The organism is Deinococcus deserti VCD115, assembly GCF_000020685.1.
Taxonomy (GTDB): Bacteria; Deinococcota; Deinococci; order Deinococcales; family Deinococcaceae; genus Deinococcus; species Deinococcus deserti.
Window position 1 is genome coordinate 438,800 of record NC_012526.1, and the last position, 20,597, is coordinate 459,396.

Below are 20,597 nucleotides of genomic sequence, written 5' to 3' on the forward strand. Positions count from 1 at the left end.
AAATTTCTGAAACACGCGGCAGGGCAGGGGTGCGTGTCATAAACCGCGCCGAGTCTACCACTGCCCTTCGTGCCTCGTCTGACGCTATACTGCCCTGCTATGCCCCGCTCCCCCGCACGTTCCGACCGCCCCGCTCAACGGGGACAGGCCCCGTCCGGGCGCAAGGCCAGTCGTCCTAAAACCGACCACCGCACGCGTCAGCCTGCCAATGAATATGAACTGGAGGTCCTGAGTGGCCTTGAGCGTGTGGCTGCCACCGAACTTGAGGCGGTGCCGCTGGCCCGCGATATCCGTGGTCTGCGTTTCTGGTTTCCTGGAGACCCACAGCGACTGACGCGGCTGCGCTCCGCAGTCGCGACCTACCGGGTGCGCAACTGGGACGTGCCGCGTCCGCGCGGGCTGCTGGGGCACCAGCAGTTAGGGGAGTTGACCGAGTTCCTCCACAGTGTGGTGGCTTTCGGGGGGCACGCCTCCTTCCGTCTGGGCGCTGCAGGCAAGGAATCCACGGTGATGCAACGCCTGGCCGAAGAACTTGAGGAGCGCCTGAACCTGCCCCACAAGCCTGAAGACGGCGAACTGCTGATCCGCCTGCGCCCCCAGGAGCAGGGAGGCTGGGACGTGCTGGCCCGCATTACTCCCCGCCCCCTGACAGCGCGCCCCTGGCGGGTATGCAACATGACCGGCGGCCTGAATGCCAGCATTGCCTACGCGACTCACAAGCTGGCCGGACAGCGCGACATTGACCGCATTTTCAACCCTATGAGCGGCAGTGGCACGCTGCTGGTCGAGCGCGCCCTGATGGGCCCGTACGACGCGCTGGTGGGGGTAGATATCGATCCCAAGGCGGTCGAATGTTCCCGCAGTAACCTGAAAGCCGCTGGCCGCGAAGTGGAAGTGGCCATGGTGGACGCGCTGCATACCGGGTTGCCGGCACGCAGCTTCGATCTGGTCGTCGCGGACCTGCCCTGGGGCGACGCCATTGGCACCCACGGCGGAAACGAGGTTCTGTACCCGGCCTTCCTGACCGAGATGCATCGCCTGACCAGCCGTCAGGGACGCGTGGCGGTCATTACCCACGAGATTCGTCTGTTCGAGCGCCTGTTGCGCGATCAGAGCAAATGGCACGCCCACGAGCTGCTGCAGGTGTACAGCGGTGGTCACTGGCCCAAGGTTTATCTGCTGACCAAGCGCTGAGCAAAGGGTTCGCCAGGCCCTCTGTCGTCTGGCAGCAGCCCACCGGGCCGTGCAGACTGCTGGTGCCCGGGGCGCCGCCGTCAAATTCTCCGGCAGCGCCGGCCAGCACTGCCCAGGCCCGGCAGGCGGTACCTTTGGGCATGACTGCATCTCAGGCGCCGTTTCGTTGGGGCATCCTGGGGGCCGCGCGTATTGCGCAGGCCCTGATTCCGGCCATCCGCGCTGCTGGGGGAGAGGTGACGGCGCTGGGAGTGCGTGACCCGCACAACGAGCGGTCCCGCGCCTTTTCACGGGAATGGAATGTTCCGCTGGTGGGTGGGTATCAGGACGTGATCAATGCCGACGTGGACGCGGTGTACAATCCGCTTCCCAACGACGTGCATCTGCCCTGGACGCTGGCGGCCCTGCGGGCGGGCAAGCACGCCCTGACCGAAAAGCCGCTGTCCCTGAACGCTGATCAGGCACAGGAGCTGGCAGCCGCAGCTGAAGACAGCGGCAAGGTGCTTCTGGAAGCTTTCGCGTACCGCTTTCAGCCGCATGTGGCCCGGGTGCGTGAGCTGGTGCAGTCCGGAGTGCTGGGCGACGTCCGGGTGGTCCGGGGCGCATTCGGATTTCCACTGAACAATCCTGACGACTTCCGCTGGAATGCCTCTCAGGGCGGCGGGGCGCTGTATGACGTGGGCTGTTATGTGGTGAACCTGACCCGGCTTCTGCTGGGCGAGCCCCAGTCGGTCAGTGCGCAGGCCCGCTGGACATCTGGAGGGGTGGACCTGGGCCTCAGTGGGGTGCTGCGTTACTCCGGCGCGCTGGCCAGTGTGGACTGCGCCTTTGACTGGGGTCCTGCGCCCACACAGCGCCTGAGCGTGGTTGGAACAGCGGGCGTACTGGAAGTGGATGGGGTCTTCGGCAGCCATGCAGGCGAACCGGTGGTTCTGAGGCTCACGACTGCGGATGGCTTGCAGCACGAGGAAGTTGCCCTGGTGAATGCCTACGCGGCCATGGTGGAACATTTTCAGCAGGTGGCGCGCGGTGAGACCCCAGCGCTTTACCCTCCGGCAGACGCCGTGGCGCAGGCCCGGGTGCTCGACGCACTGTTTGCCTCGGCGCGCAGTGGTCAACAGGTGGACTTCACGGCACCGGCCACCTGATGGTTCCGGTCTGATCGGTGCGCCAGATCCGGCTGCCTGCCTGACGCAGCTTCTCCAGAACATCCGGATGGGGGTGGCCGTAGGTATTGCGTCCCACGCTGATCACCGTATGGGCTGGGGCGGCCTGCTGTAACAGCGCTGCTCCGGTGCTGTGCCGGCTCCCGTGATGCGCCGCTTTCAGCACGTCCAGATGGCCAGTCCCCAACGCCGCCTCAGTGTCGCTGGGCAAATCACCCAGCAGCGCTGTGCGCCATCCCCCCGACTCCAGGCTCAGGGCGACACTGTTCTCATTGTCCTCGGTGGACCAGACGTGTCCTGGGGGCCACAGGACGGTAAGCGTCGCGCCGTCAGCCTGCACACGGTCGCCTCGCCTGACCTCACGCACCGCCACGCCCCGCTGGGCAGCGACGGCCAGCAGGTCATCCACCAGGGGGTCGCCCGCCTTGCGGTGGCCGATCCACAGCTCTCCGACGGGCAGGTTACGCAGAACGCTGCTTAAACCTTCGATGTGATCCGTATCGGCGTGGGTGGCCACTGCTACGTCCAGCTTGTGCACGCCCATGGCCCGCAGGGCAGGAATTACCGTCCGTTCGCCCACATCGTAGTCACTGCCGACAGACCCTCCAGCGTCCACCAGCATGGTCAGCTGCGGCACTCGGATCAGGGTCGCGTCGCCCTGACCCACGTCCAGAAAGACGACCTCCCGGGCAGGCCGCAACTGGCCGGGCAGCAGCGTCAGCGCGGTGCAGGCCAGCACGGTCCCCAGAACCACCTGGGCGCGCACCTGCCCCCGCAGCCACAGCACGCCAGCCAGCGCACACAGCGCGTAGGAAGCTACACCCACAGGTGCGATCTGGCCCCAGGAAAGCACCGGAGCCCGCCCGAAGACCTCCACGATGCCCAGCAGCAGGCCCGCCAGTGGCTCGACTGCCAGATTCACGACCCCGCCCAGGGGACCCAGCAGCCCCGCAACGAAGCCCAGCGGGACCAGCACAGCCATCACTCCTCCGGCCAGCAGATTGGCTGGCAGCCCCACCAGCGGCAGTTCTCCAAACGTGGAGGCAATAACCGGGAGTGTGCCCAGTTCCGCCAGTACGGTGGCAGACAGGGCCAGCCGCAAGGCACGTGGCCAGCGTTCTGGGAGCCGGTCCGCCAGCCGCGCCGACTGCGTCAGGGCCAGCACAGCCAGGAACGACAGCTGAAAGCCCACGTCGGTCAGCCACAGTGGAAAAGCCAGCAGACAGGCTGTGGCCGCCAGCGCAATCAGACCCAGCGGGTCGGGTCGGCCGCGGCCCACTGCCAGTGCCACCAGGACAGTGAAGCCCATGATGACCGCCCGCGTGATGCTGGGTGACACTCCGACCAGTGCGAACAGATACACCAGCAGCAGGCCGGCTCCCAGCCCGTAACGCACAGCCACGTTCAAGGGGGACCGGGCAAGCAGCCACAACAGCAGGGCTGTGATCAGCGCAACATTCTGCCCCGACAGGGCCATCAGGTGTGCCAGCCCGGCGCGGGCAAAAGCGTCGCGTATACCAGAGCCGTCCTGGAATTCCTGACGGCTGATCTCACTTCGGTCGCCCAGTTCGATGGCCTGCATCAGGGCGGCTTCCCGGGGAGGCAGACCAGCCACCAGCCCACGGCGGAACCACCCGCGCAGACCATCCTCAGGGGCCTGCTGCCGGAGCCTGGCGCCGGCGAGAACCCCGGTGGGCGCCGGAGTCAACAGCCCTCCCTGAGCCCGCAACCACGCGGCCTGGTCAAAGCCACCCGGGGTGCGCTGACCTTCAGGACGGACCAGCCGGCCGCTGACCACCAGCGGTCCGGGACGGGCCTCCGGTTTGGGCGACAGGACCACCCGGCCCCGGGGGTCAGCCAGGGTCAGCAGCTGACCGTCCCAGTCGCCGCGCAAGGTGACCTGTGCGCCTGTCCAGGGCGCCAGCCGGTCAGGTTGCGCCTGCTGGGTGCGCAGCGCCGCGTAGCCCGCCATGGCGCCAATGAGCGTGAGTCCAGCCAGCAGCGGCCGCGCGTCCCATACCGCCAGAGCCACGCCTGCCACCAGAACCAGCGCGCTCCACTGAGTTCCCAGCCCCAGCTGAATCCCGCCAATGACGCCCAGAGCCAGCAGAATCGTCCAGGCCACCCGGCTGCCCGAACGTTCCATCGCTGCGGTGGACGGAACGGAGGGCGACTGTTTGGCGTCATTCTTTAGCCCCGTGTCTGGCTTTATGCCCGTCTCTGGGCGTCCCACGGCCCGGACAGTCCGATCGCTGGACGCTTTCAGGTCCCTGGGCATCAGAAGGACACCAGTGGCTCCAGGACCTTCAGCGTTCCTGGGCCTACACCCTTGACCCGGTCAAGGTCGGCCAGCGAGTGGTAGGGCCGGCCTTCCACAATTCGCTGGGCCAGAGCTGGGCCGACTTTGGGCAGAGCTTCAAGCTGCTCCATAGAAGCTATGTTCAGGTTCAGCCGGCCGGAAATCAGGGGGGTGATGTTGGAAGTTGTCGGGTATTCGGGGGCTCTGCCGGGCTGCGCCCCGGAGACAGGCGGCAGGGTGACCCGGGTCACCGCCGGCAGACGCGGGGCGGGAAACAGCACCGGCCAAAGGCTCAGCACCCCGACCAGCAGCACGCCGGCGCCGAGTACAGCGGTCCATCCCTGTTCCTTGAGAAGCATCCGGGCATGCTAGGAGACCTTCTTCGGACCTGCTGCCAGATTTGTGCGTTTTACCTGCTTTGCAGCGAATATGGCCCTGCCCACTTCTCTCAATGGCAGGCACTGTGATACACTCCCCGAGTTTGCCCTCCTGCAACGGGGGGCGAGTTCTATCGCGTGAAGTCGGCTGTGGCCGCGCCCCGGCTGAGTAAGATCCAGTACGGGGCACGCACCGAGCCACGCCACGAGCAAGGAGAGCAGCATGAAGCGTACCTATCAGCCCAACGTCCGCAAGCGGGCCAAGACCCACGGCTTCCGCGCCCGCATGAAGACCAAGTCCGGCCGGAATATCCTCGCGCGCCGCCGCGCGAAGGGCCGTCACCAGCTCACCGTCGCCGACGAGTAATCCCCCTTCTCCCCAGGAGGGTGTGATCGTCAGCACGGACCAACCCAGCGCCACTCAGGACTCCGCCGATACCCGTCGGTCACGTCCGGTGGCGCTGGCTTCTTTACGGGGCGACCGTGAGTTCCGCAAGGTCCGGCAGCACGGTGTAGTGGTCCGCGATCCGCTGTTCACCCTGCGCCTGACGGAATACCGGCCGCGCTACGGGGAAACCTGGAAGCCAAGAGCCATCTTTGGCATCGTGGTGCCCAAGAAGTCGCTGAAGCGCGCAGTGGACCGCAACCGGGCCCGCCGCCGCGTCCGTGAGGCGCTGCGGACCCTGCCGGGTGGCCTGCCGCCCTGCCGTGCCATCCTGATGCCCAATCCGTCAATTCTGCGCGCCTCTTTTGGTGACATACAGGCAGCCTTGGGGAAAGCTCTTGCCAAGGCTCCTGGCCGGGTCAAAGGGCGGAAGGGTGGCGGGAACCCACGCGCGCCAGGCACCGTATCCCCAGGTGTGACTTCCGAAGGATTCACCTCATGAGCCTGGCCTCACGTGGGCTGGTCCGCGTGATCCGGGCCTATCAGCGCGAGCTGTCGCCGCGTAAGCCCTCACCCACTTGCCGGTTTATCCCTACCTGCTCTCAGTATGCTGTGGAGGCCATCGAACGCCACGGCGCCCTGAAGGGCGGCTGGCTGGCCACCTGGCGAATCATGCGCTGTAATCCTCTCGTCCCGGGCGGGGTAGACCCCGTGCCGGAACGTTTTCCTCAAGGCAGAAAAACACATCCATGAAGACACAACACCTGCTTCCCCTGGCCGCCCTTGGCGCCCTGCTGCTGACCGGCTGCGGGCAGACCGGGCCGCTGCCGACGTTCGGCAAGGCCATCAATCCCGAGTGGATCCGCGCTGATTTCGACGGTATCCGTGGCGACGAGTACATCGCCACCAGCAACCTGCAGGACGTGGTGTTCAACGCCCGTGGCGAAGTGATTGGCTGGTACGTCAAGAACTACGCCGGCACGCCGTTTATCAAGCGGCGCAGCGACGGCACCTACGACTTCAGCGCTCTGAAAAACGGCAAGAGCATCATCAACATGGTGGGGACGCGCAAGTCACTGGTCGTCCAGGCCGACGGGCTTGATCCCGCTCAGCCGGCCACAGTCACCACACCGAAGGTCACCTCCGACCTGCCCAAAAACCGTCAGGACGCCGTGTTCCGCTATACACAGGGCGGCATCACAGTCACCAAGACCGTGACGCTGCATCCGCGGAATTACAAGATGGATGTCAGGACCTCTGTCGAGGGCGGACCAGAGCAGTACACCCTGCTGTTCCCCGGGCTTGGGAATGCTGAGAACCCGCGTGTGCAGGCGCTTCCAGCCAGCGGGGAGCCGGCTGCCGCGCAGGGCAGCGGGACGCTGGAAGTCGAGAACATTCAGTACGCAGCGCTGCAGGAAGTGCCGAGTGGCATGAACAGCCAGGTGGCGCTGGCAACCATCGTGCGTCCACAGCAGGGGACCAGGGCCGACGTTGCCCTCACGGGCGGCCGTCAGGGTCTGATTCAGGTGAGGTTGGAGGGCGACAGCAGCCTGGAAGTGTATGGCGGCCGTAACGAGCTGATCCATCTGTACCAAAGCGGGTATACCGAACTGCCGGGCCTGTTCGAGCCCAACTTCTTCGGGAAGATCAGCTTGATGATCGTGAAGCTGATGGAGTCCCTGTACAAGTTCATCGGCAACTGGGGGCTGGTGCTGGTCGCGCTCACGCTGTTACTGAGACTCATCATGTGGCCATTGATGCAGGCGCAGGGCCGTACCACCGCCCGCATGCAGATCATGCAGCCCAAGATCAAAGAGATTCAGGAGAAGTACAAGGACAAGCGCGATATGGAGTCGCAGCGCGCCATGCAGTCCGAAATGCAGCAGCTTTACCGCGACTACAACTTCAACCCTGCCGGCTGCTTTTCTACCCTGCTGCCGTTCCCGGTCCTGATCGCGCTGTGGTCCACCATCCGTAACTTCGAGTTCGACAGCGGCTTCCTGTGGCTGCCGGACCTGGCTATTCCGGACCCCTTCTACATCCTGGCGCTCATCTACCTGGTCGTGAACATCGGGCAGCTGTACGTGATGACGCGCAAGACGCCTGACATGTTCAAGCAGCAGGCGTTTATCTACTTGATCTTCCTGTACTTCGCCCTGACCTTCCCGGCGGGTGTGACGATCTACATCATTCTGTCCACACTGATCGGCATCATTCAGCAGGTCATCATCAACAAGCAGGTCGAGCGCGAGACGGCCAATCTGGGTCAGACCGTGCAGAAAGCTTCGGCTGGAGGCAAGGGCCAGACCATCGTGGCCAGCGCCGGCAAGAGCAACAAGAAGGCCGCCAAGGTCATTGACGCACCCAAGAACGACTGAGGCTTCGTTGCCAGATCAATCGCCCGGCTGTGATGGCCGGGCGGTTTTCCGTTTTAGGATCTGTTGTGGTCGCGGGGTTCCGCAAAGGAACGGGCCGGACTTCCCGTGGGTAGGCTTTGGCTGCTTTTAGCCTCTGGCTTCCGGGAAAAGGGGATTAGTTCAGGGCTGTCAAGGCCACGCGAGCAGCCGCGAAGCCTGGGCGTAACCGGAGAGACTCGCGGAAGGCCACGCGCGCCTCGGCTTCGCGGCCCAGTGCACTCAGGGCCCGGCCACGCCAGTAATGGGCCTCCTCGTGTGTTGGCACGCTGCGCAGCACTGCTCCAGCAAGCCTCAGGACATCTGCCGGGCGTCCGGTGCGCATGTAGGCTTCCAGCGGCCCAAATGAATACCACAGCGTGCGCCAGGGCAGCCCGCCCTGAACCCAGCTGGGCCGGGTCGGGTCCAGGCTGCGGTCCGCAGGTGCCGCAAACGCCTGATCGAAGGCGCGCACTGCACCCCGCGCGTCCCCCAGCTCCAGCCGCGCCTGTCCCAGGTTCAGGAACGATATGGCGTCGCCCAGACGGTTGGCCTCGGCCTGCGCCACCCGCAGGTTTTCCTGTTTGGCCGCCAGCGGGTCAGCCCGGAAGCCCAGCAGTTCGCGCACCTGCGCCGTCTTCTCCGGAGCACTGACCACCAGATAGGTACGCCCGAATGACCTCCAGAGCCGGTCAAACCCCACGTAGTCCATCCTGAGAGGTCCCAGGTACGAGTCCAGGGCACTGAATCGCATGGCCGCGTCGTCGTAGCCGGTCAGCAGGCGGTAGTGCCCCATACCTCCCGAATCCGGGGTCACAAACCAGGTCTCCACGATCACCGGGAAGCCGGCCGCCAGCAGCCGCCGCAGCAGCGTGCGGTCGCCGCCACGGGCAAGGTGGACGTCCATTCCCTGGGAACGGGCGTAGTCCGCCAGCTCTTCGGGGGAGACGTTGACGTCGCCACTGGAGGGTTTAAGACGCGGCGCGATGTCGTACTGGTTCACCGCGCTGCCCCAGCGGCTCAGGGCCATGCCGATGGTCACCGGGCCGCAGTTGTTCAGCCGCTGGTACTCGTGGCGGATACCAGGAATGCTGGCCCGCGCTGGCAGCGCAGCCGGAGCAGGCACCGGAGTGACAACTGGCGACGCTTCGACCGGTGAAGCTGTGGGTTCTGGCGTTGCAGGGGCTGGCGTTTCCGGCTCAGCATGCTCTTTGGCCGGTGCCGTTTCGGGCACAGGAGACACTGGAGCGGCCGCCGGTGCTGTGGCATGAGCCGAGGCCGCTCGCGGAGCTTGCAGTTGTCCTACGCCAAATGCCGCCGCACCTACGAGCAGGCCGGCAGACAGCAGAAGGACAGGGAGACGCATCTCTTCCATCGTCCCTGTCCTTCATGATGTTCCACTGAGGTGGAAACGTGCTTCCAGCGACGTTATTCAGTGGTGCTGGCTCAGTAGGCCATGACCTTCCTGATGGCTTTGGCCACCCGCAGGGGGTTGGGGCGGTACACATCTTCGATGGCCGTAAAAGGTGGATACGGTGCGTCGAAGCCGGTCACGCGCACGATGGGCGCCCGCAGGAATTCGATGGCCTCTTCTGCGATGGTGGCACTGATTTCGCTATGGAACCCTGCGGTGCGCGGCGCCTCGGTTACGATAACGACCCGGCCGGTCTTCTCGACGCTCTGGAGCACGGTCTCGGTGTCCATCGGGACCAGGGTGCGCAGGTCGATAACCTCCACGCCAATCCCCGCAGTGCGGGCGGCTTCAGCAGCCTTCTGCGCAACTTCGACCATTCCGCCGTAGCAGACCACGGTGACATCGTCCCCCTGGGTGACCACGCGGGCTTTCCCCAATGGCACACGGTAGTCGCCTTCCGGCACTTCCTCCTTGACGCTGCGGTAGAGCTTGATGGCCTCGAAAAAGAACACCGGGTCCGGATCGTTGATGGCCGACAGCAGCAGGCCCTTGGCATCTGACGGGGTGCTGGGAATCACGACCTTCACGCCGGGCGTGTGGGCCAGGATGGCCTCGGGGCTGTCGGCATGCTGTTCGGGGGTGTGAACTCCACCGCCGTACGGCGCGCGAATGACCATCGGCAGGTGATAGCGGCTGCGGGTGCGGTGCCGGAAACGGCCCAGATGCGACAGGATCTGGTCGAGCGCCGGATACAGGAAGCCAGCGAACTGAATTTCGGCCACCGGCTTGAGTCCGGCCAGTCCCATGCCGATGCCCATGCCCACGATGCCGGCTTCAGCCAGCGGCGTATCGAAGACCCGGTCCACCCCGTACTTGGCCTGCAGGCCGTCAGTGGCGCGGAAGACGCCGCCCATCACGCCGACATCCTCGCCGAAGATATGCACGGCGGGGTCGTTGGCCAGGGCAAGGTCAAGGGCCTCGTTGATGGCGGCGACCATGGTCATGGTTTTTGTCTTGCTGGCTGTGGCGGTCATGCGTCCACCTCGGCGAGCAGCTCGGCCCGCTGTTTGCGGAGTTGGGGCGTGGGCTCGGCGAACACGTGGTCCAGGATTTCGGCCGGGGTGGGGTCGGGGTAGCTGTCGGCCTCCTGCAGGGCGGCCTCGAACTCCGCGGCAACTTCCGAGAGCAGTTCGGCTTCACTCTGCTCGGTCAACAGTCCGCTGTTCATGAGGTGGCGGCGCATACGTTCCACCGGATCTTTCTCCGCCCAGCCCGCGTTGTCTTCCTCGGTCCGGTAGCGGCTGGGATCATCGGCGACCGTGTGGGGCTTGATACGGTAGGTCACGGTTTCGATCAGGGTGGGGCCTTCGCCGGCGCGGGCGCGCTGCACCGCTTCGTTGGTCACATGCCAGGTGGCCAGGACGTCGTTGCCGTCCACACGCACACCGGGGATCCCGTAGCCCTCGGCGCGGCGGCTGAGGTTGGTGGCCTTGGTCTGTTTGCGGGTGGGCACGCTGATGGCCCAGCCGTTGTTCTGCAGAATGAACACGCACGGGGCGTTCAGGGCGCCGGCGAAGTTCAGTGCCTCGTGAAAGTCGCCTTCGCTGCTGCCGCCGTCGCCGATGAAAGCCATCGCCACGTTGCGGGTACCCTGACGCTGCTCAGCCAGTGCGGCACCAACCGCCTGCGGGTACTGGGTGGCAATCGGGATGTAAAACGGCAGCACTTTGAGGTTCTCGGGCATGGCCCACCCGTGCGGGCTGGTGCGCCAGTACGCTAGCGTGCGCGCAATCGGGAGTCCCAGGGTCAGGGCCGCGCCGGTGTCACGGTAGGTGGGAAACAGCCAGTCGTCGCTGGTCAGTGCGGCGGCGGTGCCGCACTGGCTGGCCTCCATGCCTCCAAAAGGAGGGAAGACCCCCAGGCGGCCCTGGCGGTAGAGCACCCAGCCGCGCTCGTCGAAGTGCCTCGCACGGCGCATTTCACGGTACAGGCGCAACTGCACGTCGGCAGGTGGGAGCAGGTCCGGGCGGGTGAGGGTACCGTCAGGGGCAAGAATCTGAAACATGCTGCCTGAGGCGTCGTCATAAGCGGCGACAGAAGCCTCAAAGGCGTCTGGCTCGGCCCTGGGCGGAGCTTTGGGGGTCTTTTTGCGGGTCATAGAACCTCCGGGAACAAGAGGAAGCGATTTTCCGGGCTGCAGCGTCGACACCTCACAGCCACAAGCAGGCGGGAGGTCCAGAGCAGAGAAGTTCAGGGTGCGCGGCGCTGGTTAAGAAGCCGCGAGAGCCGGAGGCTGCCTGGCCTGGGGTGCCACATGACGACATGCCTCACACAGGGGAGGCTGGGCAGAGTGGCAGGGCAGGCGGGCATAGGCATACGCAGCTAAACAGGATGTTGGAGCTTCAGCGTAGCAGAAACCTAACGCTCGTTTGGCAGTTGCTGCGGGCCTCTGTTATGGGAACAAGAAAAGGGGACCATATGGTCCCCTTTCAAGCAGAGGGTGGAGTTATTTGCGCTCTACCTTGACTTCAATACGCTTGCCCTTCTTCTTGACGCTCAGTTCCGCCTTGCCTCCGCGGGCGTTGCGGTATTCGCTGCGGACTTCGGTGTTCTTGGTCCTGGTGTCGACGGTTGAATAGCCCTCGGCTTTCAGCAGGCTGGCGTACTCGGCATGAACCTGGGCCACGCTGCGGCTGGTGTCCAGGGTGGTTTTCCACTCACGGGCGGTACCCCAGGGACTGGCCGGGTTCGGAATGATCGAGAGCGCCTGGGCAGTCTGAGGCGGTTTTGCAGCCGGCGCAGGCGCACTGGCCTGCGGAAGCGGCTGGATAGCGCCTGGACGTGCTGGAGCCGTGGTCAGCGGTGCGGCCACTGGAGGCGCGGGAGCGACCGCGACTGGCGCGCGGTTAACCACGGTGTAGAAGGCTGTAGCGCTGTCCCAGGTGTTCTGCTCGACTGGCCGCACCACGATACTCAGCGCCTGAGCCAGCTGATTTTGCCCCTGCACATTCACGCTGGCAAAACCGCTCTGCTGACCTTTGAATGTAGCGATCTGGTCGATGTTCAGAGGCGTGCGGCTGGCCAGTGCCAGCACCTTGTTCACGCCGTAGGGCGCAGCAATATCAAACGTAAACGGGTCGCCCGACTCCGGGAAGGCCTTCACCGTGTTTGCTTTCAGGAAGTTCCCGCCGCCCTGATAGCGGTTGGGCAGAATCAGATCGACCGTGCCATTGGGATCCACGTTGAACAGGTAGACATAGCTGTCCTGGCTCACGGTGGTATACAGCCGGATCTTTTCCCCTGGAGCGTACTCCGGGATGCGGCTGCCGCTGGGGTCGCGGTCGGTCCACACCCGCACGTTCACCGGGTTGGCTACCGGGTTGACGATAATGCTTTGCGCACTCAGGGTTGGCGTTGCCGCAGTCACACCCAGCGCTGCCAGAACCCCGAGCATTCCCGTAACCATCATCAGGTTCTTCATGGGCTTAGCCTGGTCCGCACGGGTGACTCGAGGCTGACTCCGCTCCTCAGATCCCCCCCAAAGCCTTTAGCTGACCTTCATGCCTGGGGCTTGAGCTTGGTGATGGTGCCGCATAGAGTGAGGTCTGTGTTCGCACCAGGCGCAGGTTTTGCTCCAGCAGCCCTGATGGTCGCGCTGCTGGTCGGCTCGGGCTGGTCTGATGCCAGTGCCAGGTCAGACTTTATCCGGGTCGTGGCGTCTACAGGGGAGCCGGCAGTGACTCCGCGTGTTGCCAGGTCGGATCGACGCGCCCGAACTTTGCCTGCTCCGCTGGCTGGCTACCGCTATCTGCGGGCCGCCGGGCCTCGTCCAGCAGCAGCGGCGTCCCAGCGCGTCCTGCTCACTGTAGAAACCAAGACTGGCAAAAAGCAGACCTATACCCTGGCACAGCTCCGGGCGTTGCCCGCCATGCGCTACACCACTTTTCATCCGCAGCTGCGTCAGCGTTTCACCTATGAGGGCGTGCCGCTGCGCGATCTGGCTACGGCCGGCGGATTTGTGGGACGCGACCTCCAGGTTTACGCCGAAAATGGTTATGTGACGACTATTGCCGCACGCGATTACCAGAAAGAGGCTGTCATGCTGGCCTACGCTGCCAACGGCAAGGAGATTCCTGTGCTGCAGAAAGGCCCGCTGACAGTCGTGATGCCTCCCGACGAGAAGCGCTTTCCAGCGCAGAAATACGACTACGCGTGGGTGTGGTTCGTAGACCGCATCACGCCTGCCAAGTGAGGCTGCTGTCGCTGCTCCAGGGAGTGCCCCGCCCGGTGCTGATACGTGAGACAGCCCTGGCGCTGCTTCCGGCTTTGTTGACCCTGGGGTTGCTGCTGATGGCCACCCAGCCGGCGTACCGCACTCTTATTGAAAATGAGCGCGACTGGTCACCCTACGAGTACCGTGCGCTTGCTCAGGATCTGCAGACATACCAGATTGCCCGTCTGGATCCGACGGTAAGCGTAGATGAGCGTCAGCGCAGCTGGCTGCGGGCGCTGTCCAGTACCGGAACACCAGGGCAGTTTACTGATCTCGGCAGTGTAGAAAGTTTTGGCGAAGCCCGTCTGGAGAGCATTAACCGGGATCTACAGCTCAACACCGATTTAAGCATCAGACGGGCGATTATGACGGCTCTTCGTCTGAACGCCCAGGCGGACACCTATGCCACCAAGATCAGTGAAAAGGCCATAGACGCCTTGCAGCGCCTGCGCTTCGCACTGATCCTGGCTGCAGGTCTGACGGGCCTGATGAGCCTGCTGCTGATTACCCGTGCACTGCTGATGTGGCGCGCTGAACGTGAACGTCGCTCGCGGCGTGAGGCACGGCAGCGCGAGGCCCTGAGCCTGGCCAGCCATGAGCTGCGGCGCCCGCTGCAGTCGCTGTTGCTGGCCAGTGACCTGCTGCGCCACGCCCAGAGCGCGGAGCAGCGACAGCATCTGCTGTCTCTGATCGAGGACAGCGTTGTGCAGCTCGACAGCCGCGCTGACCTGACCCGCCTGAATGACCTGTACCTGGACGTAATCCTGCGGGTGCAGCGCACTGACCTGCGACTCCTGGTGCAGCGTCTTGCGGCGCGGCGGGTGGATGTCTGCGTGCCAGAGACACCGCTGATCTGGCCGGTGGATGCCAACCGTGTCCGCCAGGTGCTGGAAAATCTGGTGGAGAATGCCCTCAAGTACACCACCGGCCTGGTGGAGGTGCAACTGCGGCTGGTCGGCAACCGGCCTGAAATCACAGTCCGTGATTATGGACCGGGGATTCCACCAGCCCTGATCGAACGCGTTTTTCTGCCCTACGAGCGTGGGCCTCAGGGGTTGGATGATGGACACGGTCTGGGGCTGGCACTGGTTCGCCGCTACGCCCGCGCCCACGGGGGAGACGTCTGCCTCTCGCACGCGCCTGACGGCGGGCTTATTGCCACCGTGCGCCTGGGTGAGCCATCAACGTTACTGTCTGAACTGTCCAGGCCTGAACGCGCGGGCGCAGCGGCAGGAAGTTGATTCCTTTTCTGTCAGATCAACATTTTCAGAGTTTGGCGAAGACCTGGGTCCAGTAGCGCTGGAACTTGGTGCCGGGGCGTTCGACATAGGACAGGCCAATCAATGTGAAGTCACCCATGATGTTGCGGCAGTGGCCAGGGCTGCGCAGCCAGCTGCCCACCACTTCTTCTGGAGTCTGCTGTCCGGCCGCAATGTTCTCGGCAGCCACGTTGGGTGCGAGACCGGCGGCCTGCACCCTGCGCAGCGGTGAACTGCCGTCCAGGGCGCTGGTATGGTCAAAGTAGCCCTGCAGGGCCATGCCAGCCGATTGAGCCAGGGCCGCAACGTCCAGGGCATCTTGCTGTTTCAGAGGGGGAAGCGCCCGACCTCCCTCGCGCAGCGTGGCGCAATTGAATCCCTGTGCGCGGGCCCTGTTGGTCAGGCGCAGCACCTCTGTCTCAAAGGGTACGCTGCCGCCCAACGAGGCCATGCGGAACGACAGCCGACGCTCCAGGATTTTGCCTTCCTGACCGGGAAGACGCACGGCAAGGTCTACCGGCCCTTCTGTGACCCGTACCGGTCCGGGGCCGACGTCCTTTCCGTTGACCTGAAAGGTGGGAGTGCCCGGTGCGTACGCGACGCTGCCCGCCGAGCTGAGGCGGAGCGTGCCGCGGCCGATCAGGACGGTCATCTCGGCGCGCTCGGGACCGCTGGAGCGTACGTTGAGCTCGCCAGTGGCGCGGCTCACGGCCCTGCCGGTCGGGTCAAACAGGGTGGCCCGCACTGCATAGGTACCAGTCTTGTAGTACGTATGGCTGACCTTTGGGCCCACCCCCACGGCTCCATCTCCAAACACCCACTCAACCCGGTGCTCTGCCGGCACCGTGGCCTGAAAGCTGACCTGCAGCGGCGCAGCCATGCTGCTGTCGGTCCGGTACGCGATCCGGAAAGACACCTGTGCACTGCTCTGGGCCTGGACCCAGGCGGACCAGGGGACAGCTGCCAGTGCCAGCGTCAGGGCGGCGCGGCGCACCAGAGAGCGGGAACGTGAAGAGGAGAACAAGGCAGGCGGCACGTCCCCAGACTAGAGAATGGCCCGTGCCGGCACCGTGAAGTGGGAACCCCGAATGCGGATTTTCCGGCAGCCAGATGCTGGCCTAGTGGACGTCGGCCACCCCGGCCAGCAGATCGGCCAGCTGTTCCTTGGCCCGGAAGACGCGGCTTTTGGCGGTGCCCACGGCGACCCCCTGAATCTGTGCGATCTCGTCGTAGCTGAGATCCTCTACGAAGCGCAGCACCACGGCTTCCCGGTACTCGGCCGGCAGCCGGAGCAGGGCCCGCTGCACCCGGTCCTGGGCGTCAGCGCTCTCGGCAGCCTGCACGGGAGAGCGCGCGCCACTGGTGACCTCGAAGCCAGCATCCTCGCGGGCTTCTTCCAGGCTGAAGCGCTGCAACTGCTTGCGCCGATGTGATTCGATCTGTGTATTGCGCGCCACCTGATACAGCCAGGGCAGCACCCGCTCGCCCGGACGGAAGGTGCGGATGCTGCGCCACGCCCGGAAGAACACCTCCTGTGTCAGGTCCAGGGCGTCCTCGCTGTTGCCTTCCAGGCGGTACAGGTAGCCGTACATCCGCCCTTCGTAGGTCTGCACGAAGCTGTACCAGGCGGCTTCGTCGCCGGCCACCAGCCGCTCGTGCACTTCGGGTGCGAGCAGGTCGGGGGCGGGGGAGGTGGTGCTCAGGTCAGTCACGTTGAGGTACACCATACCGCTCCCGCCTTTAATCACGCGTCAGCTTTAAGGCATACCCCCCCAGTGCCGCCGCGTATACCGCATTCCAGGAACGCTAGGATGCGCAGGTCTTGAGCCCCACTGCCCCCGCCGACCCCACCGACACAGGACGCATTCTGGACGCGCTCCAGCCGCTCCTGCCTGATCTCAGCGTGGGTGCTCTGCTGGGCTTCGCGACAGGCGTGGCCCTGAGATATATCGGGCGCGTGGTCCTGATCGTGGTGGGCGTATTGTTCGTGACACTGCAGCTGCTGGCCTACGCAGAACTGATCAGTATCAACTGGCTGAGGGTTCAGGCGCTGACCGAACCGTGGCTGCGTCAGGGGGGCGAGCAGGGTGCGCAGTGGCTGGGACGGGTGCTGACTGCCAACCTGCCTTTTGCTGGAGCTTTCAGCGCCGGGCTGCTTCTGGGCCTGCGCGCCCGTACCTGAGTTCCAGGCCGGTTGGCGCTGACTTGGGTCTGAAGGTACAGGCAGGTGTGCCTGTTCAGCCGGGTGGAGCAGAAGCAACTGTGTGGCGGGCAACAGCAGTGGGGATGCGCGGTTCCAAGCTGCTGTCATGGTCACAAGGCGTGAAAGCTGGAGGCAGGCGCCTGAAAGCGGCCGCGACCAATCCGGGGAATCTGCCGGGTGCTTTCACGTCGTGAGCGGGTTGTGCTGGTGGCTGCTTCATCTGGAGGTGGGCAGCCCGCTGCCCCTTTTCCGCAAGGCGTCTGTATCAGACTGTGTCAGATCAGTCTGTGTCAGGCAGTTTCGCGGCGCACCAGGGTCGGCTCGAAGCGCCGGGCGCGTGGCGGGCCGCGGTGGCCATTCAGGCGCGAGAGCAGCAGCTGCGCTGCCTCGTAGCCCATGCTCTCTACCGGCTGATGCAGGGTGGTCAGACCGCGCGCCGCGGCCCAGGGCTGGTCGTCAAAACCAATGATCCGCAACTCCTCTCCAACCTTGATGCCGCGTGCATGGGCCTCGTCCAACACGGCACCGGCCAGCAGATCAGCTGAAGCAAAAACGGTTGCTGGCAGGCCTCCGGGTGTCGCCCGGAGCTCGTCGAGCAATGACGCAGCGGTATTGCGCGCGGCGAGGGTATCGAAACTGGTGATGAATTCCCCGCTCACCTCCCGTCCGGCGCGCTTCGTGGCGTCCAGAAACCCGCTCCGGCGGTCCTCGAAGACGCGGGTGGTAAACAGCTGATCAAGTTCGGTTTCTACCCAGATGGCGTACACGGCGCCGGGCAGGCTTGAGGCGTACTCGCCGGCCAGACGCCCGCCGGTCACGTTGTCCATATAGGCGCAGTCCACATTGTCGGTGTAGGCGTCGACCAGTACGGTGGGCTGCTGGGTGCGCATACGCCGTTCGTGGAACAGGGTGGTCAGATTGTAGGTGGCCATCACCAGGCCGTCAGCCTGATAGGCCAGGGTGTGCGAGCCCAGGTAGCGCTCCAGCCGGGAGCGGTCCAGCAGGGGAAAGATGGCCACGTCGTAGCGCGCTTCCTGAAATGCCGCTTCCAGACCGTCAAGGAGCCGGGTATAGAACTCGGTGGTCAGCATGGGCAGCAGCACACTGATGGTGTAGCTCTTGCCGCCTGCGATCCGGCGGGCGTGGGGATTAGGGGTGTACTCCAGATCGGCAATGGCCTTGAGGACCGTCTCGCGGGTCACACCCTTGACGGCCACGTGGTTGTTCAGCACGCGCGATACAGTGCCAACCCCCACTCCAGCCCGGCGGGCAACATCCTGAATAGTGGGTTTGCGCATCAGCTGCCCCACCATATCCCGAGTTGTGGAACCTGTTCCACTTTGTTCAACCCGTCGCCATACAAGCGGGCGCATGCAGAGGCAAGGATACTGAATGGGGGGGGGACAATCGGGCCGGGTCTGCCGTTCTAGACTTCGCTGGACCGCGGGGCAGCTGCCCGTCAGGGCACGCCCTTGTCTTCTGCCCGCTGATCCTGCAAGGAGAAGATGCATGTTCCCCCGTATTTTCCTGGCCCTGTGTGCCAGCCTGTTGTTTCTGGCGCTTCCGGTTGCCGCCGGGCATGCCGCTCACGGTTCGGCCCGAACGCTCGCGACGGTTCCGGCAGAAATCAAGGTGGTCAGCACCCGTGTCCTCGCGGTGCCACCAGGGATCCGGGACACCAGCGCTTTTATCTCGCTTCGCAACCCCGGCGCCCGCCCGCTGGTGCTGAAGGCGGCCCATACCCCACTGGCTGCCCACAGCATGCTGATGGTGACGCACAAGGACGCTGCTGGCCGCACCGGCATGAAAGAGGTCAAGCGCCTGAACATTCCCGCCCGCGGCACGCTGCTTATGGGACCCAGCGGCACGCACCTGATGGTCATGGGGCTCAAGCGTGCCGTGAAAGTGGGGGAGAAGCTGCCCTTTACCCTGAGCTTCAGTGATGGCCGCACCCTGAAGGTCAGTGCCACTGTGTATAAACCGTGAGCTGCTCCAAGGCCACCCCTGCCCGTTTACCTCTGGAGGTGCTCCCCCTGTGACCGAAATATCTGCTCCCCGTCCTACAGCTGAAGCGTCTGGTGCCGAACCTGCTGAGACAGCAGCGCTGCCTGTCCGGCCCTGGTATGTATCGGCGCTGCTGGCGGTGTGTGCAGTGACGCTGCTGCTGGCCGGAGCCTGGGGCTTCGCGCGGCTGAAAAGCCCCTACCCGTTCTACGGCACGGCTTACGGGTCCGGCACGGTTGCGGGCGCTTTCCAGGGCACGGATCACAACCGCAGGCCGTTTGCCTTTACTCCGGGTCAGACCGGGGGGAAAACCACAGCCCTGTTTTTTGGGTTCACGCACTGCCCCAACATCTGCCCGCTCTCCCTGGCGTACCTGGACAAGGTGCGTCAGGCCCTGCCGCCTGCCGAGCGCGAGCGCTTTCAGGTGATCATGGTCAGCGTGGACCCGCAGCGTGATACGCCTGAACGCCTGGGCGCCTACGTGACGTTCTTTGGCCAGGCGCAGGGGGTCAACGTGCCGCCTGAAGCACTGAAGGATGTGGCGCGGGCCTACGGCGTCAGCGCGCAGAAGGCCGATGTGAGGAGTGACGCCGAGTACCAGATCAACCACACCACCGCCACCTACCTGATCGACAGTGCCGGCAAGCTCCGGGTGCTGTGGGACTACACCCAGCTGCCCCAGGTCGACCGTGTGCTCAGGGACGTGCAGTACGTCATGGACAACCCGGCCTCATGAGCATTCTGGCGGCTCCTTCCAATCTCAACCCGACGCTGGGTGACCTGCTGACCCTGCACGCCGACCCGCTGTTTCTGGTGCCTACGCTGCTGGTGGCTGGCGCCTATTTCTGGCGCTTTGCTCAGGCCCGCCGCACGCCCGAAGGCCGCGCCCGCTGGCCCTGGTGGCGGGCGGTGCTGTTCGGCACCGGCACAGTACTGCTGCTGCTGACCACCCAGAGCCTCGCCGCGACACTGACCCAGAGCAGCATGGCGCTGTACATGGGCCGCTTGATGATTCTGGCCGAGGTGGTGCCCCCGCTGCTGGTGCTGGGGATTCCGCGCGGAGTGCAGCTCAGTCCGCGGCGTGGCCTGGGCCGGGTGCTCAACCTGTTGCTGGACCCCTGGCTGGCGCTGGCAGTCTGGAGCGCCGTCATCATCTACTGGAATGTACCCGCCGGCTTCAATGCCAGCGTCGTGACCAACACGGCTGCGGCCCTGCTGCCCGCGCTGTATCTGCTCAGCAGCCTGCTGGTGTGGGCAGTTATCCTGCGTCCCCTGCCAGCCGTGCAGGCCGCCACCATCGGGTCACGCGGCTGGTTCGGGCTGCTGGCCGGCCTGCCGATGATGGCGGTCGCTGCCGTGTGGCTGTACTCCCCCCGGGTGCTGTACACGCCCTACGTCAACGCCCTGTGCCTGTGGAACCTGACCCCACTGCAAAACCAGCAATGGAGCGGCTGGATCATGATGATGGCCGGCCTGCCGGCTCTGGGCCTTGCGCTGGTGCAGCTGATGGGCTGGCTGATTCAGCTGAGTGAAGGACAGGGCATGCCCCGCTCCGAGCAGCCTCCCAAAACCCAGCCGCCAGGGCCTCCTGCCTGAAATCCTGACGGTCCCGGCTGTTTGCCACCTAGAA

The 20,597-nt window shown here is 64.8% G+C and carries 21 protein-coding genes; 12 read left to right on the forward strand and 9 right to left on the reverse strand.

Going from position 1 to position 20,597, the window contains the following annotated elements; translation table 11 throughout:
- Window positions 1-99: 99 nt before the first annotated feature.
- Window positions 100-1,194, forward strand: coding sequence for a methyltransferase domain-containing protein (locus tag DEIDE_RS02185; protein ID WP_012692330.1), 1,095 nt, complete (start codon window positions 100-102; stop codon window positions 1,192-1,194).
- Window positions 1,195-1,334: 140 nt separating this feature from the next.
- Window positions 1,335-2,342: a Gfo/Idh/MocA family protein gene (locus tag DEIDE_RS02190; RefSeq protein WP_012692331.1), complete on the forward strand. Its 1,008-nt coding sequence runs from the start codon at window positions 1,335-1,337 to the stop codon at window positions 2,340-2,342.
- Here the strand turns inward: DEIDE_RS02190 and DEIDE_RS02195 are convergent.
- Together DEIDE_RS02195 and DEIDE_RS02200 are read right to left on the reverse strand one after the other, a co-directional pair.
- Window positions 2,323-4,506 carry a DNA internalization-related competence protein ComEC/Rec2 gene (locus DEIDE_RS02195; protein ID WP_162485379.1) on the reverse strand — a complete coding sequence of 728 codons (2,184 nt, stop codon included), beginning with the start codon at window positions 4,504-4,506 and terminating at the stop codon, window positions 2,323-2,325. The genes DEIDE_RS02190 and DEIDE_RS02195 overlap by 20 nt on opposite strands.
- 131 nt (window positions 4,507-4,637) lie before the next feature.
- Window positions 4,638-5,018: a ComEA family DNA-binding protein gene (locus DEIDE_RS02200; RefSeq protein WP_012692333.1), complete on the reverse strand. Its 381-nt coding sequence runs from the start codon at window positions 5,016-5,018 to the stop codon at window positions 4,638-4,640.
- A gap of 241 nt (window positions 5,019-5,259) precedes the next feature.
- Between DEIDE_RS02200 and rpmH the strand changes: the two genes are divergently transcribed.
- From rpmH to yidC, 4 genes are all read left to right on the forward strand, one after another.
- Entirely contained in the window at window positions 5,260-5,403 is a 144-nt protein-coding gene (gene rpmH, locus DEIDE_RS02205) for a 50S ribosomal protein L34 (RefSeq protein WP_012692334.1), read from the forward strand.
- 88 nt (window positions 5,404-5,491) lie between these two features.
- The gene (gene rnpA, locus DEIDE_RS02210) at window positions 5,492-5,923 is read left to right on the forward strand and encodes a ribonuclease P protein component (protein WP_041227349.1); all 432 of its coding nucleotides are present in this window, start codon (window positions 5,492-5,494) and stop codon (window positions 5,921-5,923) included.
- Window positions 5,920-6,174, forward strand: a complete 255-nt coding sequence (gene yidD / locus DEIDE_RS02215; RefSeq protein WP_012692336.1) for a membrane protein insertion efficiency factor YidD — start codon at window positions 5,920-5,922, stop codon at window positions 6,172-6,174. The genes rnpA and yidD overlap by 4 nt, the downstream gene beginning before the upstream one ends.
- A complete protein-coding gene (gene yidC, locus DEIDE_RS02220) occupies window positions 6,171-7,799 on the forward strand; it encodes a membrane protein insertase YidC (RefSeq protein ID WP_012692337.1) in 1,629 nt (542 codons plus the stop codon). The genes yidD and yidC overlap by 4 nt, the downstream gene beginning before the upstream one ends.
- A 154-nt stretch (window positions 7,800-7,953) precedes the next feature.
- On the opposite strand, the gene DEIDE_RS02225 is transcribed toward yidC, so the two are convergent.
- The 4 genes from DEIDE_RS02225 to DEIDE_RS02240 all read right to left on the reverse strand — a co-directional run bounded on the left by DEIDE_RS02225 (window position 7,954) and on the right by DEIDE_RS02240 (window position 12,709).
- Window positions 7,954-9,180 (reverse strand): C39 family peptidase, encoded by a 1,227-nt coding sequence (locus DEIDE_RS02225; RefSeq protein ID WP_162485380.1) that lies wholly within the window; start codon window positions 9,178-9,180, stop codon window positions 7,954-7,956.
- An 80-nt stretch (window positions 9,181-9,260) separates the two neighbouring features.
- Window positions 9,261-10,262 (reverse strand): alpha-ketoacid dehydrogenase subunit beta, encoded by a 1,002-nt coding sequence (locus tag DEIDE_RS02230; RefSeq protein ID WP_012692339.1) that lies wholly within the window; start codon window positions 10,260-10,262, stop codon window positions 9,261-9,263.
- Entirely contained in the window at window positions 10,259-11,386 is a 1,128-nt protein-coding gene (gene pdhA, locus DEIDE_RS02235; protein ID WP_012692340.1) for a pyruvate dehydrogenase (acetyl-transferring) E1 component subunit alpha, read from the reverse strand. The genes DEIDE_RS02230 and pdhA overlap by 4 nt, the downstream gene beginning before the upstream one ends.
- Window positions 11,387-11,734: 348 nt before the next feature.
- On the reverse strand, window positions 11,735-12,709 hold the full coding sequence (locus tag DEIDE_RS02240; RefSeq protein WP_012692341.1) for a DUF4384 domain-containing protein: 975 nt from the start codon (window positions 12,707-12,709) through the stop codon (window positions 11,735-11,737).
- A 126-nt stretch (window positions 12,710-12,835) separates the two neighbouring features.
- Between DEIDE_RS02240 and DEIDE_RS02245 the strand changes: the two genes are divergently transcribed.
- The gene (locus tag DEIDE_RS02245; protein WP_242402940.1) at window positions 12,836-13,480 is read left to right on the forward strand and encodes a putative pterin-binding protein; all 645 of its coding nucleotides are present in this window, start codon (window positions 12,836-12,838) and stop codon (window positions 13,478-13,480) included.
- Window positions 13,477-14,742: a sensor histidine kinase gene (locus DEIDE_RS02250; RefSeq protein WP_242402941.1), complete on the forward strand. Its 1,266-nt coding sequence runs from the start codon at window positions 13,477-13,479 to the stop codon at window positions 14,740-14,742. The genes DEIDE_RS02245 and DEIDE_RS02250 overlap by 4 nt, the downstream gene beginning before the upstream one ends.
- A gap of 25 nt (window positions 14,743-14,767) precedes the next feature.
- Here DEIDE_RS02250 and DEIDE_RS02255 read toward each other — a convergent pair whose 3' ends face one another.
- Both DEIDE_RS02255 and DEIDE_RS02260 read right to left on the reverse strand, forming a co-directional pair.
- On the reverse strand, window positions 14,768-15,796 hold the full coding sequence (locus DEIDE_RS02255; protein WP_242402942.1) for a CAP domain-containing protein: 1,029 nt from the start codon (window positions 15,794-15,796) through the stop codon (window positions 14,768-14,770).
- Between the two features lie 82 nt (window positions 15,797-15,878).
- On the reverse strand, window positions 15,879-16,487 hold the full coding sequence (locus DEIDE_RS02260; protein ID WP_012692345.1) for an RNA polymerase sigma factor: 609 nt from the start codon (window positions 16,485-16,487) through the stop codon (window positions 15,879-15,881).
- A gap of 95 nt (window positions 16,488-16,582) precedes the next feature.
- Between DEIDE_RS02260 and DEIDE_RS02265 the strand changes: the two genes are divergently transcribed.
- Window positions 16,583-16,942, forward strand: a complete 360-nt coding sequence (locus DEIDE_RS02265) for an FUN14 domain-containing protein (RefSeq protein ID WP_012692346.1) — start codon at window positions 16,583-16,585, stop codon at window positions 16,940-16,942.
- 311 nt (window positions 16,943-17,253) lie between these two features.
- Here the strand turns inward: DEIDE_RS02265 and DEIDE_RS02270 are convergent, their stop codons facing one another.
- On the reverse strand, window positions 17,254-18,261 hold the full coding sequence (locus DEIDE_RS02270; RefSeq protein ID WP_041227352.1) for a LacI family DNA-binding transcriptional regulator: 1,008 nt from the start codon (window positions 18,259-18,261) through the stop codon (window positions 17,254-17,256).
- 211 nt (window positions 18,262-18,472) lie between these two features.
- Here DEIDE_RS02270 and DEIDE_RS02275 point away from each other — a divergent pair, with 211 nt between their 5' ends.
- From DEIDE_RS02275 to DEIDE_RS02285, 3 genes are read left to right on the forward strand one after another with little or no spacing between them, the layout of a single operon-like run.
- Window positions 18,473-18,949, forward strand: coding sequence for a copper chaperone PCu(A)C (locus DEIDE_RS02275; RefSeq protein WP_012692348.1), 477 nt, complete (start codon window positions 18,473-18,475; stop codon window positions 18,947-18,949).
- A gap of 49 nt (window positions 18,950-18,998) precedes the next feature.
- Window positions 18,999-19,703, forward strand: coding sequence for an SCO family protein (locus DEIDE_RS02280; RefSeq protein WP_012692349.1), 705 nt, complete (start codon window positions 18,999-19,001; stop codon window positions 19,701-19,703).
- Window positions 19,700-20,563: a cytochrome c oxidase assembly protein gene (locus DEIDE_RS02285; RefSeq protein WP_012692350.1), complete on the forward strand. Its 864-nt coding sequence runs from the start codon at window positions 19,700-19,702 to the stop codon at window positions 20,561-20,563. Before DEIDE_RS02280 ends, DEIDE_RS02285 begins: the two co-directional genes overlap by 4 nt.
- Window positions 20,564-20,597: the final 34 nt, after the last annotated feature.

Bases quoted from the DNA above. Each gene is read 5' to 3' on its own strand.
- DEIDE_RS02185 (WP_012692330.1), top strand. From the start codon at position 100: ATGCCCCGCTCCCCCGCACGTTCCGACCGCCCCGCTCAACGGGGACAG.
- DEIDE_RS02190 (WP_012692331.1), top strand. From the start codon at position 1,335: ATGACTGCATCTCAGGCGCCGTTTCGTTGGGGCATCCTGGGGGCCGCG.
- DEIDE_RS02195 (WP_162485379.1), bottom strand. From the start codon at position 4,506: ATGGAACGTTCGGGCAGCCGGGTGGCCTGGACGATTCTGCTGGCTCTG.
- DEIDE_RS02200 (WP_012692333.1), bottom strand. From the start codon at position 5,018: ATGCTTCTCAAGGAACAGGGATGGACCGCTGTACTCGGCGCCGGCGTG.
- rpmH (WP_012692334.1), top strand. From the start codon at position 5,260: ATGAAGCGTACCTATCAGCCCAACGTCCGCAAGCGGGCCAAGACCCAC.
- yidD (WP_012692336.1), top strand. From the start codon at position 5,920: ATGAGCCTGGCCTCACGTGGGCTGGTCCGCGTGATCCGGGCCTATCAG.
- yidC (WP_012692337.1), top strand. From the start codon at position 6,171: ATGAAGACACAACACCTGCTTCCCCTGGCCGCCCTTGGCGCCCTGCTG.
- DEIDE_RS02225 (WP_162485380.1), bottom strand. From the start codon at position 9,180: ATGCGTCTCCCTGTCCTTCTGCTGTCTGCCGGCCTGCTCGTAGGTGCG.
- DEIDE_RS02230 (WP_012692339.1), bottom strand. From the start codon at position 10,262: ATGACCGCCACAGCCAGCAAGACAAAAACCATGACCATGGTCGCCGCC.
- pdhA (WP_012692340.1), bottom strand. From the start codon at position 11,386: ATGACCCGCAAAAAGACCCCCAAAGCTCCGCCCAGGGCCGAGCCAGAC.
- DEIDE_RS02240 (WP_012692341.1), bottom strand. From the start codon at position 12,709: ATGAAGAACCTGATGATGGTTACGGGAATGCTCGGGGTTCTGGCAGCG.
- DEIDE_RS02260 (WP_012692345.1), bottom strand. From the start codon at position 16,487: ATGGTGTACCTCAACGTGACTGACCTGAGCACCACCTCCCCCGCCCCC.
- DEIDE_RS02270 (WP_041227352.1), bottom strand. From the start codon at position 18,261: ATGCGCAAACCCACTATTCAGGATGTTGCCCGCCGGGCTGGAGTGGGG.
- DEIDE_RS02275 (WP_012692348.1), top strand. From the start codon at position 18,473: ATGTTCCCCCGTATTTTCCTGGCCCTGTGTGCCAGCCTGTTGTTTCTG.
- DEIDE_RS02285 (WP_012692350.1), top strand. From the start codon at position 19,700: ATGAGCATTCTGGCGGCTCCTTCCAATCTCAACCCGACGCTGGGTGAC.